Raw genomic sequence first — 15,100 nt, 5'->3', positions numbered from 1 at the left:
GCCGTTACCTCGGCAGCTCGGACTTCGGCGCCGCGCTCGGCACCTCGTCGATCGTTCCGGTCATGTTCTGGGCGAGCGAGGCGGCGACGGAGTGGTCGATCTCCACCTCGGCGCCCTGGTGCTCGCAGAGCACGATGAGCGACTTCGCCCCCACGGCGAGCACGTCGCCGGGGTCGGCCGGGCGCGTGTTCGCGTGCTTGCCCGCCGTGTCGACCAGCACGTCCCAGCGCGGCGAGAACTCGACGTCGGGGAGTGTGAAGTCGACGTCGTCATCGCCCGCGTTGAACAGCACGATGAAGTGCTTGTCGCGGATGGTCTCACCCCGACGGTCGCGTTCGCGGATGCCGTTGCCGTTCAGGAAGACACCGACCGCGCGGCCGAATCCGGAGTCCCAATCGGAGGGCTCCATGACGGAGCCGTCGGGGCGGAGCCACACGATGTCGGGGATGCGCTCGTCTTCGCGGCGGACGGGCCGGCCGTCGAAGAAGCGGCTGCGCCGGAAGGTCGGGTGCTCGCGGCGCAGGCGCGCGACAGCGGCGGTGAACTCCACGAGCGGCTGGTCGACGTGGTCCCAGTCCACCCAGGTGAGTTCGTTGTCCTGGGCGTAGCCGTTGTTGTTGCCCTGCTGCGTGCGACCGAGCTCGTCGCCGTGCAGCAGCATCGGGACGCCCTGGCTGAGCAGCAGCGTCGCAATGAAGTTGCGCTGCTGGCGTGCGCGCATCTCCAGGATCGCCGGGTCGTCGGTCGGGCCCTCGACGCCGAAGTTCATCGAACGGTTGTGGGATTCGCCGTCGTTGCCGTCTTCGCCGTTGGCGTCGTTGTGCTTCTCGTTGTACGACACGAGGTCGCGGAGCGTGAAGCCGTCGTGCGCCGTGACGAAGTTGATGGATGCCACCGGCCGGCGTCCGTCGTGCTCGTACAGGTCGGCGGAGCCGGTGAGCCGCGACGCGAACTCGCCGAGCGTCGACGGCTCGCCGCGCCAGAAGTCGCGGACGGTGTCGCGGTACTTGCCGTTCCACTCGGTCCACTGCGGCGGGAAGTTGCCCACCTGGTAGCCGCCGGGGCCGATGTCCCAGGGCTCGGCGATGAGCTTGACCTGCGAGACCACCGGATCCTGCTGCACGAGCTCGAAGAACGCGGCGAGGCGGTCGACGTCGTAGAACTCGCGGGCGAGGGTGGCTGCCAGGTCGAAGCGGAAGCCGTCGACGTGCATCTCCAGCACCCAGTAGCGCAGCGAATCCATGATCAGCTGCAGCGCGTGCGGGTTGCCGACGTTCAGGCTGTTGCCTGTGCCGGTGTAATCCGTGTAGTACCGCTTGTCGTCGTCTTCGAGGCGGTAGTAGGCCTGGTTGTCGATGCCGCGCATCGAGAGCATCGGGCCCATGTGGTTGCCCTCGGCGGTGTGGTTGTAGACCACGTCGAGGATGACCTCGATGCCCGCCGCGTGGAGGGCCCGCACCATCCCCTTGAACTCCTGCACCTGCTGTCCGAGCTCGCCCGTGGACGAGTACGTGTTCTGCGGGGCGAAGAAGGCGATCGTGTTGTAGCCCCAGTAGTTGGAGAGGCCCTTCTGCTGCAGGGTGTCGTCGTTGACGAACTGGTGCACCGGCATCAGCTCGATCGCCGTGACGCCGATCTTCTTCAGGTGCTCGATGATGACCGGGTGCGCGATGGCGCTGTACGTGCCACGGATCTCATCCGGGATTCCGGGGTGGCGCTCGGTGAGACCGCGCACGTGCGCTTCGTAGATGAACGACTCCGAGTACGGCGTCTTCGGCTGGCGATCCCCACCCCAGTCGAAGAAGGGGTTCACCACGACACCCTTCATCATGTGTGCGGCGGAGTCCTCGTCGTTGCGCGAATCGGGGTCGCCGAACGTGTAGCTGAAGACGGCCTGGTCCCAGTCGACCTGCCCCTCGACGGCCTTCGCGTACGGGTCGAGCAGGAGCTTGTTCGCGTTGAAGCGGTTGCCGGATGCCGGGTCGTACTCGCCGTGGATGCGGTACCCGTAGCGCTGACCGGGCGCGATGTTCGGCAGGTAGGCGTGCCAGACGAACGCATCCACGTCGATCAGGTCGACGCGGGTCTCCGTGCCGTCTTCATCGAAGAGGCACAGCTGGACGCGTTCGGCGCCCTCGCTGAAGATGGCGAAGTTGGTGCCGTTGCCGTCGAAGGTGGCACCCAGCGGATAGGTCGATCCCGGCCACGTCTGCACGTTGTCCCCTTGCTGTGGAAGGGGTTCCACATTAGTCGGGTCGGCGGGCGCGGAAATGTCGGTCATGGGTCGAGCCTCGCGGATGCGGCCGTGCCGGGTCGGGGGCTTGACGGGGCACCCGCGGAGACCCCGGTGCGCGCCGCGCTACGCGCGCTCGGGCGGCGTGCGGAGCAGGGCGATGCGTTCGCGGAGATATCCCTCGAGCGGCTGGTACCCGCCCGACGCGCTCCAGCGCACGGCCGGGCGTCCGTCGCAAACCGCCAGCGGGCCGGATGCGGCGCCGCGATCCAGCGCGGACGGGTCGAGCACAGTCCACCCGATGTGGACGGCCACCCCCTCGGGAAACCCTCCGCGGAAGGCGGCCGCGGCGATCGCCGCGCGCTCACGCTGGGACTCGGCGGCGAAGCCCCGCCGCACCTCCTCCCGGGCGCGGATGATGTCTCCCGTGCCGAGCACCGCATCGTCCGTCACGAGCAGGACCCCGAGATGCCAGGCGGTGCCGGCCGGGGCGACCCGCGGCGCGCGCGGCACACCCAGGATGCGGCGCGGCGTGGTCCACTGGCCGAGGTTCTCCGTGGGCAGGTCGGCGAGCGCGCGGCGGGCGTCCGCGAACAGCTCCTCGACCTCGCTCATGTCCTCATTGTGCCGCGTCTGCGGCCACCGCTCGCGGTTCCCCGTGGGCGATCAGACGTGCAGGGTGTGCGGAGGGCGCGGGCCGTGCAGTTCGCGGTGCAGGCGCTCCATCCGGTCATCGAGAGCGGCGGCGTTGTCGGCCGCATCCTTCAGCTCGTCGATCAGGCGCCCCGGCACCTGCCGGTCGTACTTGTAGTAGATCTTGTGCTCGAGGCTCGCCCAGAAGTCCATCGCAATGGTGCGGAACTGCACCTCGACCGGCACCCGCATGGGCCCCGTCGACAGGAAGACCGGCACTTCGACGATCGCGTGCAGACTCTTGTAGCCGTTCGGCTTGGGCGCCGCGATGTAGTCCTTCACCTCGCGGACGGTGATGTCGTCCTGCTGCGTGAGCAGGTCGAATAGCCGGTAGGCGTCGGCGGTGAAACTGCACGTCACGCGCACACCGGCGATGTCGGTGATGTGCGCCCGGATCGACTCGAACCCGGGGTCGATCCCCTTCCGGCGCACCTTGTCGACCAGGCTGTCAGGGGTCTTGACCCGGCTCGACACGTGCTCGATCGGGTTGTACTCGTGCATCAGGAGGAACTCGTCGCGAAGGATCGAGAGCTTCGTCTCGATCTCCTGCATCCCGAATCGGTACTCCAGGAGGAACCGCTGCAGTTCATCGCGTGCGGCACGCAGTTCGACGGCGGAAACCGTGATCTGCCCGTCATCGAGCGGGATGGTCATGCCCTCGACCCTAGGTGCCCCACTTCGGCGGGCGCTGGGAGTGCGGGGGCTCGCCGCTCCTGGCCGACCGCGAGACAGCATTCTCGCAACGAGACCGCGGCTCCGAGCCAACGTCTCGTTGCGCAGCTGCAGTCTCGCGGTCGATGGGGGTCAGTCGGGGAGGGGGTCAGGCGGTGAGCAGCCGGGCGGCCTGGCGGGCGGCGCCGAGCGCCACGTACTCGCCGGGTGCGGGCACCTCGACGGGCATACCGAAGATCAGCGGCGCGACGCGGCGCACCGCCTCGGACTGCGCGCCCCCGCCGATCAGGAGCGCCCGCTCGAGCGGAACGCCGAGCTCACGCAGGGCGTCGAGCCCCGCACCGAGACCGTGCAGCATCCCCTCGACCGCCGCGCGCGCGAGGTTCTCGCGCGTCGTCGAGGCGAGCGTCATGCCGTACAGCGAGGCGTTCGCATCCGGCAGGTTGGGGGTGCGCTCCCCCTCGAAGTACGGCTCGAGCAGCAGCCCGCCGGCGCCCGGCTCGGCGGCGAGCGCGAGCGCGCTCAGACCCGCGTGGTCGGTGCCGAGCAGGCGCGCGATGGCGTCCAGCACGCGGGCGGCGTTCAGCGTGACGACGATCGGCAGGAAGTGGCCGTCCGCATCCGCGAATCCCGCGACCGTGCCGGTCGGGTCGATCGTCCGCTCCGCACTCACCGCGAACACCGTGCCGCTGGTTCCGATCGACACGACCACATCGCCCGGACCCGCGCCGACGCCGAGCGCCGCGCCCGCGTTATCGCCCGCGCCGGGGCCGACGCGGCGGCCGTCCGCATCCGTCACCCACCCCTCCGGTCCGAGCACGCGCGGCAACACCGCGTCATGACCGAGCGCCGCGACGAGCAGCTCGCGGTCGTAGCCGCCCGTGTCGGGCGACCAGTATCCCGTGCCCGACGCATCGGAGCGGTCGGTGATGAGTTCGTCGAGCACCGGGCCGTGCGCGGATTCGCCGTCGGGCCCGAAGCCGCGCAGGCGCCAGGTCAGCCAATCGTGCGGCAGCGCGACGGCGGCGACGCGCGCGGCGTTCTCGGGCTCGTGATCGCGCAGCCAGCGCAGCTTCGTGATCGTGAACGAGGCCACCGGCACGAGGCCCGTGCGCCGGGCGAGCAGGTCGGCCCCGAACTCCGCGATGAGGTCGGCGGCCGCACCGCCCGAGCGGGTGTCGTTCCAGAGCAGCGCCGGACGGATGACGCGGCCCTCCGCATCCAGCGCCACCATGCCGTGCTGCTGCCCGCCGACCGCCCACGCATCGACGCCGGACAGCCCGCCCGCCTCCGCGATCGCCGCCTGCAGCGCGACCCACCATGCATCCGGGTCCACCTCGGTGCCGTCCGGATGCGGCGACCGCCCTTCGCGGACGATCGCCCCCGTCGCACTGTCGACGACGATGACCTTGCAGGACTGGGTCGACGAGTCGACTCCCATGACGAGCGCCATCCGCGCTCTCCTTCCTTCGTGCGTTCTCCCCCGGCCCCGACCCTCCCGCGGCCCTCCCGCCCGCGCGATTACCCGCGAGACGGGATCTTCGCGCCGAAACGTCGGGGTTACCCCACTGTCTCGGCGCGAAGATCCAGTCTCGCGGTCGGGGAAGGGTCGGGGAAGGGTTGGGGAAGGGTTGGGGAAGGGTCGGGGAAGGGCTAGGCAGGGCCGGGCGGATGCGGTCAGCGAGCGCCGAGCAGGTGCTCGGTCGCGAGTTGCTGCAGGCGCACGAAGCCGCCACCCTTGCCGCCCAGGTACACGTCGGCGTCGAAGTCCTCGTAGGCCGAACGATCGGCGAGGAAGTCGTCATAGGACTCTCCCTCGTGGAGCGTGGGCACCGAGAGCTCGGCGACCCGTGCCGCCTCGAGCGCCTCCTGCACCTCGGGGTCGGCGCGGAAGGCCGCCGCGCGCTCCTTGAGCAGCAGGTAGGTGCGCATATTGGCCGCGGCCGACTCCCCCACGCCCTTCTCATCCTCGGTGCGGCTCGGCTTGTAGTCGAAGTGCCGCGGGCCGTCGTAGGCGGGCACTCCGCCGGGTCCGCCGTTCTCGAGCAGGTCGACGAGCGCGAAGGCGTTGTGCAGGTCGCCGTGCCCGAAGACGAGGTCCTGGTCGTACTTGATGCCGCGTTGACCGTTCAGGTCGATGTGGAAGAGCTTGCCGTGGAAGAGCGCCTGCGCGATGCCCGCGGCGAAGTTCAGCCCGGCCATCTGCTCGTGGCCGACCTCGGGGTTGACGCCGACGAGCTCGGGGCGCTCGAGCGAGTCGATGAACGCGATCGCATGGCCGAGCGTCGGCAGCAGGATGTCGCCGCGCGGCTCGTTGGGCTTCGGTTCGATCGCGAAGCGGATGTCGTACCCCTTGTCGGTGACGTAGTCGCCGAGCAGGTTGACGGCCTCGCGGTACCGCTCGAGCGCGGCGCGAACATCCTTCGCGGAGTCGTACTCGGCGCCCTCGCGGCCACCCCACATGACGAAGGTCTTCGCGCCGAGTTCGGCACCGAGGTCGAGCTGGCGGAACACCTTGCGCAGGGCGAACCGGCGCACGTCCCGGTCGTTCGCGGTGAACCCGCCGTCTTTGAACACCGGGGCGGAGAAGAGGTTCGTGGTGACCATCGGAATGATGAGCCCGGTGTCCTCGAGCGCGCCCTTGAGGCGATCGATCTGGGTCTGCCGTTCGGTCTCCGACGAGCCGAAGGCGAAGAGGTCGTCGTCGTGGAACGTGAGCCCGTACGCCCCCAACTCCGAGAGCTTCTCGACCGCGTGCACGACGTCGAGCGGCGGCCGGGTGGGCCCACCGAACGGGTCGGTGCCGTTGTAGCCGACGGTCCAGAGGCCGAACGAGAATTTGTCGTCGCGCGTGGGTGAAGACATGACGCTCCTTTGCGAATGTGCGGGGCGGGGTGCACCCGAATAAGTTGTGCTCGCCAACATACTACACTGGGAGGATGACCACCACCGGGGCGAGCGCGACATCCGTGCGGCAGCGCAATCTCGCCCGCGTGCTCACGCTCCTGCATCTCGACGGGCCCCGCTCACGCGCGGCGCTCACCGAGGAGACGGGGTTGAACCGGTCCACGATCGGAGACCTCGTGGGCGAACTCGCCGCGCTCGGGCTGGTCGAGGAACGGGCTCCGGATGCTGCGCGCCGCGCCGGCCGCCCGTCGCCGGTCGTGGTGACCAGCGGCTCCGCGGTCGCGATCGCGGCGCACCCCGAGATCGATGCGCTGACCCTCGCGGCCGTGACGCTCGATCGTTCCGTCGTCGCGCGCGTACGGATCCCCTGGCGCGACGCACCCTCGCCGGAGGTCGCCGCGGCGGCGATCGCCGACCGCATCGCGCAGTGGCGTGCGGGGGCGCTTGCCAACCACCGGATCGTCGGCGTCGGTGTCGCCGTGCCGGGTCTCGTGCGCACGAGCGACGGGGTCGTCCGCGACGCGCCGCACCTGCGCTGGCGCGATGCCCCCCTTGCCGCCCTCGTACAGTCGGCGGCCGGGCTCCCGACCACGGTCGGCAACGACGCGAGCCTCGGCGCCCGCGCGGAGCACCTCTTCGGCGCCGCCCGCGGCCACGCCGACGTGATCTACCTCAACGGCGGCGCCAGCGGTATCGGCGGCGGGGTGATCGCCCACGGCACGATGCTCGGCGGCGCGGGCGGATACGCCGGCGAGTTCGGCCAGAATCGCCCCGGCATCGAGGACGCCTCCGATCGCCGGGCTCCCGGCGGGGTGCTCGAAGACGAAGTCGGGCGCGCGCGGCTGCTCGCGGCGCTCGGCGGCTCCGCGACGGATGCGGACGACCACGCCCTCGCCCGCGCGCTGCAGACGACGTCCGCGCCCACTGCCCGCGCCGAACGCGACCGGCAGCGCCGCATCCTCAGCACTGCGCTCGCCAACGCGGTGAACGTGCTGAACCCGTCGGTCGTGGTGCTCGGCGGGTTCCTCGCCGCGCTGGCATCGAGCGATCTTCCGGGGCTCACCGCCGCCGTCCGCGGTCAGGCAATGCCCGCCTGTGCGGAGTCCCTCGATCTGCGCCTCGCGTCGCTCGCCGACGACCGGCTCCTGATCGGTGCCGCCGAGGCGGCCTTCGAACCCCTGCTCGCCGACCCCGCATCCGCCGGCTGACCCCGCATCCGCCGGCTTGCCCCGATCCGGCGCGCCACTTCTCTGCACTCACCGCGCGCCGCGCGCCAGTTTCCTGCTCCCGCGCCTCAGATCTGTGGAGCGGCAGCAGAAAACTGGCGCGCCCCGGAATCGGTGGGGATGCGTTCAGCGCGGGGAGAGCGGATCGAAGCCGCTCCGCGGGAGGAATTCGCCGTCGACGACGTCGATGCCGGGGACGTCTTCGAATTCGAGGGACGTCAGCGGGTTCTCGGGCACGACGTCTTCGGGTCCGGCGAGCATGGCACCACCTCCTGGGGCGGTTCCCACCTTGCCTCAGCGGCGGGCGCGGTCCGACCCCTTGACAACCCGGACGCGCCGGGAATCGCTGCTACTAGGCCGTCTGTTCCACCGGCTCGTCCGGCGGTTCGGGCACGATCGTGAGTCCGGCGGGTCCGGATGCGGCCAGCATCAGATCTTCGATCCAGGCCCGGTTGATCTTCGGCTGACGACTGCCGTAGAAGTGGAACTGCATGGGAACCGACGGGTGCACCCAGAAGCTGCGGCGCCCGCTGCCGTCGCCGATCTCGACATCGAACATGAAGGGCTCGCCACGACGGAGCTTGTTCATCACCACGATCCGCAGGTGCGAAAGCGTACGGTCTTCGATGTCGACCGCGTTCGCGTTCGTGTCATAGATGAATCGGCCCACGGCACGAGCATAGGCCACGCGACCCGCGCTACCGGGTGCGCCCCCGGCTAGGGTGATCGCATGGGCACGATCTACTACGGCGGGGGCAGCACTCCGATCCATATCGAGGACCGTGCCCTGGCACACCTGAAGGTGGTTCTCTCAACGAAGCTCCGCCGGGGCGAGAGCTTCACGCTCTCGTGGCGGCACCCGGACGATCAGCCCCGCGGCCGCAGCACGCTGTGGCTGCATCCGTCGATTCCGCTGCGCTTCGTCTTCGACGACCCCGAGCCGGCGATGCTGAGCCGCGAGTGGATCGAAGAGCTCGCCAACTCCGCGAACTCGTCGGGTGGCATCATGCTCGTCGCGGAGCACTTCGCCCCCGCACCGGACCGGCCGCCCGCCGCAACCCCCACCCCCTGACGGGGCCCCACGCCCCGAGGGCGTCGGATCAGAGGGCGATCCCCACGGCCAGCGCGACGACAGCGATCACCGCGAAGGCCATCTGCGTGAGCGCCGCACGCGTCTTCGAACGGTCCGACAGGAGGAGCACGAGCGCGGCCGCGACCATCGAGCCCGTCCCGACGAAGACGAGCGTCGCCCCGATCGCCGTGGCACCGGCGGCGAAGAACACGATTCCGAGCGCGGCCGCGATCGCCAAGAACAGGTTGTAGAAGCCCTGGTTGAACGCAAGCGACCGCGTCGCCTGCGCCTCCTGCGGGGTCGTCCCGAAGGTGCGCCGCGCGCGATCGCTCGTCCAGGCGATCGACTCGAGCCAGAAGATGTAGACGTGCAGCAGCGCGGCGAGTGCCGCGAAAACGAGCCCGACGATGATCATGTTTCCTCCTGGGTGAGCCCGCCTTCTGAGCGGGCCCGCCCCATCCTCTCGCGTCGCGCGGCTGGCAGCCACTCAGAACGTGAGCGGCCCCCACGTTCCAGGCGCGGGGAGGGTGGCATCTCGGAGCTCCACGCCGTGGGAGCGCACGCTCGCCACGCAGATGAGGAGCGAGAGCGTGGGGATGCCGAGATGCCGGTGATCGCGGATGATGGCGCGGTCGTCGGTCGCGGCGAGCGCGGTGCTCCGCTCGATCACGCCGAGCCACGGCGCCCACCATGCGCCCGCCGCATCCGTGTCTGCGGCGGTGAACTCGGGCAGCCAGCGCGTGATGCGGGCCGTGCGGGGGTCGTCGAGGTCGTCGTGGGCGATCATGTGGGTTCCCGGCGCGAGCTCGGTGACCCCGCGCCGAACGCCATCCCAGGACACCACGCGGGATGCCGCCCCGTCGATCTCGAGCAGGTTGAAGCCGCGCGTGCGCGGCGCCTCACCGGGCGGCGAGCCCGCCACGGAAGCGAGCGGCAGGATGCCGCGAGAGACGGCATCCGCGTCGGGAAGCGAACCGTCGTCGTGCCGGTTCAGCAGCACGGCCAGCCGCCCCGCGCCCGGGTCGGCGGCCAACCATGCACCGCCGGCCCGCACGTCGTGCACGCCGAGCACTCCCGGAAACGCGTCCGGCCACCACGGCCCCACGGGATTCCAGGGGCGACCCGGATCCTCATCGCGTATCGCGATCAGGCGCGTCGGGGCGTCCGGGTTCTCGGGGACGCGGACGATCACGGTGCACATCGGGTCTCCTTCGGGCGGACGCGTCGCGTGCGAGAATCATGCCGTGTTCGTCGTCGTCGGAGTCACCGGTGGAATCGCCGCGTACAAAACCGTATCGCTCGTTCGCGACCTCATCCGCGGGGGCCACGAGGTGCATGTCATCCCGACCGAGGGGGCGCTGCGGTTCGTCGGCCTGCCCACGTGGGAGGCCATCAGCCGCAACCCCGTCACGACATCGCTGCACGACGATGTTCCGCAGGTGCGTCACGTGGCGCTCGGCCAGCACGCCGACCTCGTGATCATCGCCCCGGCGACCGCGAACACCCTCGCCAAGATGGCGGCCGGTATCGCCGATGATCTGCTCGGCACGACGCTGCTCGCCACGGTCGCGCCGGTCGTCGTCGCGCCGGCGATGCACAGCGAGATGTGGCGTCATCCGGCGACCGTCGCCAACATCGAGACCCTCCGCGCCCGCGGCGTGCGCGTGATCGGACCGGAGGACGGCGCACTCACCGGCGGCGACAGCGGGCCCGGGCGCATGAGCGAACCGGAAAGCATCGTGCGATTCGCCCTCGAGGTGGCCGCCCCCTTGCGCCAGGATCTGGCCGGGCTCCGCATTGCCGTCACCGCGGGCGGCACCCGCGAACCCATCGACCCGGTGCGCTTCCTCGGAAACCGATCGAGCGGGCGGCAGGGCCTCGCGGTGGCGCTCGCCGCGGCCGATCGCGGCGCCGACGTGCACCTGATCGCGGCCCACCTCGACGCGGATGTGCGGGCGACCGCATCCGCCGATCCCCGCATCCGGGTGACGGACGTCGGGACGGCGACGGAGCTGCAGAGCGCGACGACGGATGCGGCGACCCACGCCGATGTCGTGGTGATGGCCGCGGCCGTCGCCGATTACCGCGTCGCCGCCGTGTCGGAGCGGAAGCTCACGAAGGAGTCCGGCGACGGCACGCGCACGCTCGAGCTCGTGGAGAACCCCGACATCGTCGCGGGGCTGGTCGCGGAGCGGCGCCCCGGACAGACGATCGTCGGCTTCGCCGCCGAGACCGCGACCGGCGACGAACTGCTCGCGCGGGCCGCGCGAAAGCGGGAACGGAAAGGCGTGGACCTCCTCGCCGTCAACGAGGTCGGCTGGGATCGCGGCTTTGAGACCACCGACAACACGCTGCTGCTCCTCACCCGCGACGCGCACGGCGACGCGCACGACGACGCGCAGCCCGCATCCGTGACCGGCACGAAGCGCGAGGTCGCCGACGCGCTGTGGGACGCGGTGCTCCGCCTGCGCTGAGCCCGCTCAGTCCACCGGCAGCCGCACGGCGCGGCGGGCGGCATCGAGTTCGGTGCGGCGGCGCCCGGCATCCCAGCCCAGATGCTCGGCCGCGATGTCGGCGGCCATCCCGAGGATCCGGTCCCCGGGGTCTCCGAGGTGGCCGATCCCCGTGCGGCGCAGGAGCACGTCGGTCAGGTGCACGGGAGATTCCTGCCGCACCGCGTAGGCGACGGTGGCGAGCGGTTCGCCGTCGGGCGTCGCCCGTTCGGCAAGCCTCGGGTCCTCGCTCATGAGCGCGAGCACCTCGCGGGCCTGGGTGCCGTAGTGGCGCAGCAGGAGATCGGCGGTGTCGGCGGCGACGGAGGCTGCGGCCGCATCCGGCACGATCGCGGCGCGGGCCGAGCCGATGTCGGCGATGTCGCCACCGAACAGCGGAGTGCGCGCACTGACGCTCCGCGCGGCCCCGAGTCCCGCCCGCCGCCCGAGCCGGTCGACGACCTTCTCGGCGAAGGCGCGGGAGTTCGTGTATTTGCCGCCCACCGCCGAGAGCAATCCGTCGACGCCGCCTTTCGCATGGTCGACGAGTTCGGATGATCGAGAGGCCCGGTACGTGTCGTCGCCCGACGACTCGGAGAGCGGGCGCAACCCCCCGTACGCCGCCACGACGTCGTCGATGGCGAGTCGTTCGGGCAGATTCGCGCCGGCGTTGACCGCATCCACGAGTCGCTCGATCGACTCGCGCGTAAGGCGCCAGTCGCCGACCGCGCCGGAGTACGGGGTCTCGGTGGGGCCGATGAGGCTGTGCCCGCGCCACGGTGCGACGCTGAAGTGGCCGTGCCCCGACACCGTGAGCACCATCGTGCGGGTGAGGGGCCGCGTGACGAGGTAGATGCCCTCCGAGCGCACGCGCGGCGCGGGTCCGGCGAGCGGCAGCAGCTCCGGCGTGCTGCTGAGCAGATCGTGCGACCAGGGCCCCGCCGCGTTCACCGTCACGGTCGCGCGAACGTCGTGCGTGCATCCGGTGACGGCGTCGTGCACCCGCGCCCCCTCGACCCGCGAACCCCGCACGAGCAGTCGCTCGGCGCGGGTATAGGTCGAGAAGGTGGCACCGTGCTGCTGCGCGGTGCGCGCGAAGGCGAACGTCAGCCGCTCGGGTGAATACATCATGGCGTCGTAGTAGAGGATGCCGCGGCCCACGTGCGCGAGACCGCGCGCATCGAGCTGCCCCCGGGAGAGCACCCGGTGCGCGGGGATGCGCTTGGCCGGATCCGGGATGCGGTTGCGGTCGAACGAGAGCACGTCGTAGGCCGTGAGCCCCACGTGCTCGATGAGTCCCGGGTCGGGCAGCACCATGCCGACGGGTTCGACGAGGTGCGGAGCGATGCGCATGAGCGTGCGGCGCTCGGCAAGGGACTCGCGGACGAGGCCGACCTCGAAGTTCTTCAGATACCGGAGGCCGCCGTGGATGAGTTTGCCGGTCGCCGCCGACGTGCGACCGCCGATGTCACCGGCGTCCACGACCGCGACGCGGAGGCCCCGGCTCGCGGCCTCGTAGGCGAGAGCCGTCCCGGTGATCCCCGCCCCGATGATGAGCAGGTCGACCGGCGAACCGGGCAGGCGACGGGCGAACGGGGCACTCACGACGCCGACGCCGATCGTGCCGGACCCTGGGCCGACGCACGGGCGGCGAGGTCGCGACGGATGCCGGCCAGCATCCGCTCGCGCTCCGACGCGACATCGAGCAGGCCGAGCCGCAGCACGCGCGCGGCTGTCGTCCAGCGCTCGATCTGCGCGGGGGTGACGGTGCTGCGACGCAGATACTCCGCGAGGTAGTGGCGCAGCAGGACACGCCTGACCGCCGCGTAGACGACGCGCATGGGGGCCGAGGTTCCCGGGAAGAGTTCCGCCTCCCGGAAGAGCAGGCAGGTGAGGGCGACGTCGGCCGCAGGGTCACCGGAGACGGCGGTCTGCCAGTCGATCACGACGTTCCGATCCGCCAGTACGAACACGTTCTGGGGGTGGAAGTCGAGGTGCAGCACGGCATCGCCGTCGGGCAGCGACCGCAGGTGCGCCCGGAGGGACTCTCGTTCGGCGATCGTCAACGCCGCGAACGAGGGCTTGTCGATCTGGGCGAGCGCGAGCGCACGCACATCCTGCAGCTCGGTGGTGTGCGCGGCGTGCACCGCCACGTGCTCGTCAGCGAGGGTTCGTCCCACCTCGGGAAGCCGCAGAATGTTGCGTTCGGCGACCGTGGTCAGCGGGATGCCGTCGATCCGGTCGAACACGATGCCGTGCCGGCCGTCGCGCTCGACCCGCCCGTAGCAGCGCACCGGGGTGATGCCGAGCGCGTGCACGGTCCGCGAGTCGCGCACCTCGCGGTCGACCTCGACCTCGTCGGCGCCGGCGAAGTAGAGCTTCACGACGTGCCCGGGGTCATCGGCGAACACTTCGGAGGACCGCCCGCGCGCGATCGGGGCGCTCACGGAACGATCCTCTGGGTCGTGCCGTAGCCGCGGCGCGTCGCCGCCTCGATGACGGCGCGCTGCGCGGCACCATCCAGCGCCCGCGGTTCGCCGATCGCCCGCGCACGCCAGTACAACTCGCAGAGCCATTCGACCAGCAGCGCGTTCTCGACGGCGCGGGCGAGGTCGGCGCCCAGCGCGACGGCGCCGTGGTTGGCCATCAACGCCGCCAGCCGCCCGTCGAGAGCGCCGCCCACGGCGCGCGCGAGCTCGGGACTGCCGAACGGCTCGAACGCCGCGACGCGCAGGGCGCCGCCGAGGGTCAGCTGCTGATAGTGCACAACCGGGAGTTCGTCGACCACGATCGACAGGGCGGTCGCGTACCGGGAATGGGTGTGCACGACCGCGCCTACGACGCCGGGCGGCGCGGCGCGGAGCACGCCGAGATGCAGGTCCGCCTCGGAAGTCGGCGCCCACTCCCCCTCGACGACCGCGCCATCGAGAGTCACGATCGTGACCTGGTCGGGCGTCAACTCGCCGAGCACGGCGCCCGTCGCGGTGAGGGCGACCAGGTCGCCCGAGCGGGCACTGATGTTGCCGGCAGTGCCGATGAGAAGGTCGCGGTCGGCGAGCACGCGGGCCGCATCCGCCACCGTTCGGCGCAACGCGACGATGTCTGACGTCGATGTCATACAGTGAGCATGCGCAGCGAGCAAACCAAAGTCAAGTTTGATTAGAGGATCCGTGACGACAGCCGAGGAGTGGGACGCCCTTCCGCTCCGCCGCGTCCCCACGCAAGCGCGCTCGCGCGACAAGGTCCTTCGCGCGCTCGTCGCCGCCGACCGGCTGCTCCGCACCGAAGGACCCGACGCGATCAACCTGCCGCGCGTCGCCGCCGAGGCCGACGTCAGCGTCGGCGCGCTCTACCAGTACCTGCCCGACCGCGACGCGATCACGCGGGCGCTCGTCGCGCGTTACCACTCCCGGCTCGAGCTGCTTCTCGACGATGCAATCGCCCAGACGACGCGCTCCGCCGCCCCGGCCGATCCGGTCGCGCACGTGATCGACGCCGTCGCCGGGGTCTACCTCGACCAGCAACCCGTGCGCGCCCTGCACGCGGTCTCGACGACGCCGGCCGGTTTCGACGAGCGCACCCTGCACCGACAGCGGATGGCGGCGAAAGTCGCGACGCTCATGCGCGTCAGCGGGCTCGCCTCCGACGGTCGCGACGAGCTGCGCGCCCGCGTGGCGTTCCTCTCGGCCGACGCCGTGCTGCACGAGGCGTTCGCCGCATCCGGAAGCGAACGCGCGGCGCTGCTCGCCGAACTGCAAGACATGCTGCGCCGGTTTCTGACGCCGAGCGACCCCGCGCGCTGAGC

At 71.0% G+C, this 15,100-nt stretch carries 16 protein-coding genes; 4 read left to right on the top strand and 12 right to left on the bottom strand.

Annotation, left to right across the window (positions count from 1 at the left end; genetic code table 11):
* Positions 1-4 precede the first annotated feature (4 nt).
* From glgX to xylA, 5 genes are all read right to left on the bottom strand, one after another.
* Positions 5-2,215, bottom strand: a complete 2,211-nt coding sequence (gene glgX / locus LQ938_RS01950; RefSeq protein WP_223722545.1) for a glycogen debranching protein GlgX — start codon at positions 2,213-2,215, stop codon at positions 5-7.
* Between the two features lie 144 nt (positions 2,216-2,359).
* Entirely contained in the window at positions 2,360-2,848 is a 489-nt protein-coding gene (locus LQ938_RS01945) for a glutaminase (protein WP_223722388.1), read from the bottom strand.
* A gap of 51 nt (positions 2,849-2,899) precedes the next feature.
* Positions 2,900-3,580 carry a GTP pyrophosphokinase gene (locus LQ938_RS01940; RefSeq protein WP_223722387.1) on the bottom strand — a complete coding sequence of 227 codons (681 nt, stop codon included), beginning with the start codon at positions 3,578-3,580 and terminating at the stop codon, positions 2,900-2,902.
* A gap of 166 nt (positions 3,581-3,746) precedes the next feature.
* On the bottom strand, positions 3,747-5,051 hold the full coding sequence (gene xylB, locus LQ938_RS01935; protein ID WP_223722386.1) for a xylulokinase: 1,305 nt from the start codon (positions 5,049-5,051) through the stop codon (positions 3,747-3,749).
* A gap of 224 nt (positions 5,052-5,275) precedes the next feature.
* Entirely contained in the window at positions 5,276-6,463 is a 1,188-nt protein-coding gene (gene xylA, locus LQ938_RS01930) for a xylose isomerase (RefSeq protein ID WP_223722385.1), read from the bottom strand.
* Between the two features lie 74 nt (positions 6,464-6,537).
* Between xylA and LQ938_RS01925 the strand changes: the two genes are divergently transcribed.
* Entirely contained in the window at positions 6,538-7,713 is a 1,176-nt protein-coding gene (locus LQ938_RS01925; protein ID WP_223722384.1) for an ROK family transcriptional regulator, read from the top strand.
* Between the two features lie 144 nt (positions 7,714-7,857).
* Here LQ938_RS01925 and LQ938_RS15410 read toward each other — a convergent pair whose 3' ends face one another.
* On the bottom strand, positions 7,858-7,992 hold the full coding sequence (locus LQ938_RS15410) for a hypothetical protein (protein WP_263317542.1): 135 nt from the start codon (positions 7,990-7,992) through the stop codon (positions 7,858-7,860).
* Positions 7,993-8,083: 91 nt separating this feature from the next.
* The gene (locus LQ938_RS01920) at positions 8,084-8,401 is read right to left on the bottom strand and encodes a DUF7882 family protein (RefSeq protein ID WP_223722383.1); all 318 of its coding nucleotides are present in this window, start codon (positions 8,399-8,401) and stop codon (positions 8,084-8,086) included.
* Between the two features lie 60 nt (positions 8,402-8,461).
* Here LQ938_RS01920 and LQ938_RS01915 point away from each other — a divergent pair, with 60 nt between their 5' ends.
* Positions 8,462-8,803, top strand: a complete 342-nt coding sequence (locus LQ938_RS01915; RefSeq protein ID WP_223722382.1) for a DUF7882 family protein — start codon at positions 8,462-8,464, stop codon at positions 8,801-8,803.
* A 28-nt stretch (positions 8,804-8,831) separates the two neighbouring features.
* Here the strand turns inward: LQ938_RS01915 and LQ938_RS01910 are convergent, their stop codons facing one another.
* Together LQ938_RS01910 and LQ938_RS01905 are read right to left on the bottom strand one after the other, a co-directional pair.
* Positions 8,832-9,218, bottom strand: coding sequence for a DUF1304 domain-containing protein (locus LQ938_RS01910; protein WP_223722381.1), 387 nt, complete (start codon positions 9,216-9,218; stop codon positions 8,832-8,834).
* 72 nt (positions 9,219-9,290) lie between these two features.
* Positions 9,291-10,004, bottom strand: a complete 714-nt coding sequence (locus LQ938_RS01905; protein ID WP_223722380.1) for an NRDE family protein — start codon at positions 10,002-10,004, stop codon at positions 9,291-9,293.
* Between the two features lie 43 nt (positions 10,005-10,047).
* On the opposite strand from LQ938_RS01905, the gene coaBC reads away from it, so the two are divergent.
* A complete protein-coding gene (coaBC, locus tag LQ938_RS01900) occupies positions 10,048-11,277 on the top strand; it encodes a bifunctional phosphopantothenoylcysteine decarboxylase/phosphopantothenate--cysteine ligase CoaBC (RefSeq protein WP_223722379.1) in 1,230 nt (409 codons plus the stop codon).
* Between the two features lie 6 nt (positions 11,278-11,283).
* Here the strand turns inward: coaBC and LQ938_RS01895 are convergent, their stop codons facing one another.
* Genes LQ938_RS01895 through LQ938_RS01885 form a run of 3 tightly spaced genes read right to left on the bottom strand, consistent with a single transcriptional unit; the run spans position 11,284 to position 14,413 of the window.
* The gene (locus LQ938_RS01895; RefSeq protein ID WP_223722378.1) at positions 11,284-12,900 is read right to left on the bottom strand and encodes a glycerol-3-phosphate dehydrogenase/oxidase; all 1,617 of its coding nucleotides are present in this window, start codon (positions 12,898-12,900) and stop codon (positions 11,284-11,286) included.
* Positions 12,897-13,742, bottom strand: coding sequence for an aminoglycoside phosphotransferase family protein (locus LQ938_RS01890; RefSeq protein ID WP_223722377.1), 846 nt, complete (start codon positions 13,740-13,742; stop codon positions 12,897-12,899). Before LQ938_RS01890 ends, LQ938_RS01895 begins: the two co-directional genes overlap by 4 nt.
* Positions 13,739-14,413, bottom strand: coding sequence for a class II aldolase/adducin family protein (locus LQ938_RS01885; RefSeq protein ID WP_223722376.1), 675 nt, complete (start codon positions 14,411-14,413; stop codon positions 13,739-13,741). Before LQ938_RS01885 ends, LQ938_RS01890 begins: the two co-directional genes overlap by 4 nt.
* 52 nt (positions 14,414-14,465) lie before the next feature.
* Here LQ938_RS01885 and LQ938_RS01880 point away from each other — a divergent pair, with 52 nt between their 5' ends.
* Entirely contained in the window at positions 14,466-15,098 is a 633-nt protein-coding gene (locus LQ938_RS01880; RefSeq protein ID WP_223722375.1) for a TetR/AcrR family transcriptional regulator, read from the top strand.
* Positions 15,099-15,100: the final 2 nt, after the last annotated feature.

The sequence above is a fragment of the Microbacterium sp. cx-55 genome, from assembly GCF_021117345.1.
Lineage (GTDB): Bacteria > Actinomycetota > Actinomycetes > Actinomycetales > Microbacteriaceae > Microbacterium.
The sequence above is the reverse complement of the archived record's forward strand: the minus strand, read 5'-3'. Positions and strand labels throughout refer to the sequence as shown.

Bases quoted from the DNA above. Each gene is read 5' to 3' on its own strand.
- LQ938_RS15410 (WP_263317542.1), bottom strand. From the start codon at position 7,992: ATGCTCGCCGGACCCGAAGACGTCGTGCCCGAGAACCCGCTGACGTCC.
- xylB (WP_223722386.1), bottom strand. From the start codon at position 5,051: ATGGCGCTCGTCATGGGAGTCGACTCGTCGACCCAGTCCTGCAAGGTC.
- LQ938_RS01910 (WP_223722381.1), bottom strand. From the start codon at position 9,218: ATGATCATCGTCGGGCTCGTTTTCGCGGCACTCGCCGCGCTGCTGCAC.
- LQ938_RS01885 (WP_223722376.1), bottom strand. From the start codon at position 14,413: ATGACATCGACGTCAGACATCGTCGCGTTGCGCCGAACGGTGGCGGAT.
- LQ938_RS01940 (WP_223722387.1), bottom strand. From the start codon at position 3,580: ATGACCATCCCGCTCGATGACGGGCAGATCACGGTTTCCGCCGTCGAA.
- LQ938_RS01945 (WP_223722388.1), bottom strand. From the start codon at position 2,848: ATGAGCGAGGTCGAGGAGCTGTTCGCGGACGCCCGCCGCGCGCTCGCC.
- xylA (WP_223722385.1), bottom strand. From the start codon at position 6,463: ATGTCTTCACCCACGCGCGACGACAAATTCTCGTTCGGCCTCTGGACC.
- LQ938_RS01925 (WP_223722384.1), top strand. From the start codon at position 6,538: ATGACCACCACCGGGGCGAGCGCGACATCCGTGCGGCAGCGCAATCTC.
- LQ938_RS01915 (WP_223722382.1), top strand. From the start codon at position 8,462: ATGGGCACGATCTACTACGGCGGGGGCAGCACTCCGATCCATATCGAG.
- LQ938_RS01905 (WP_223722380.1), bottom strand. From the start codon at position 10,004: ATGTGCACCGTGATCGTCCGCGTCCCCGAGAACCCGGACGCCCCGACG.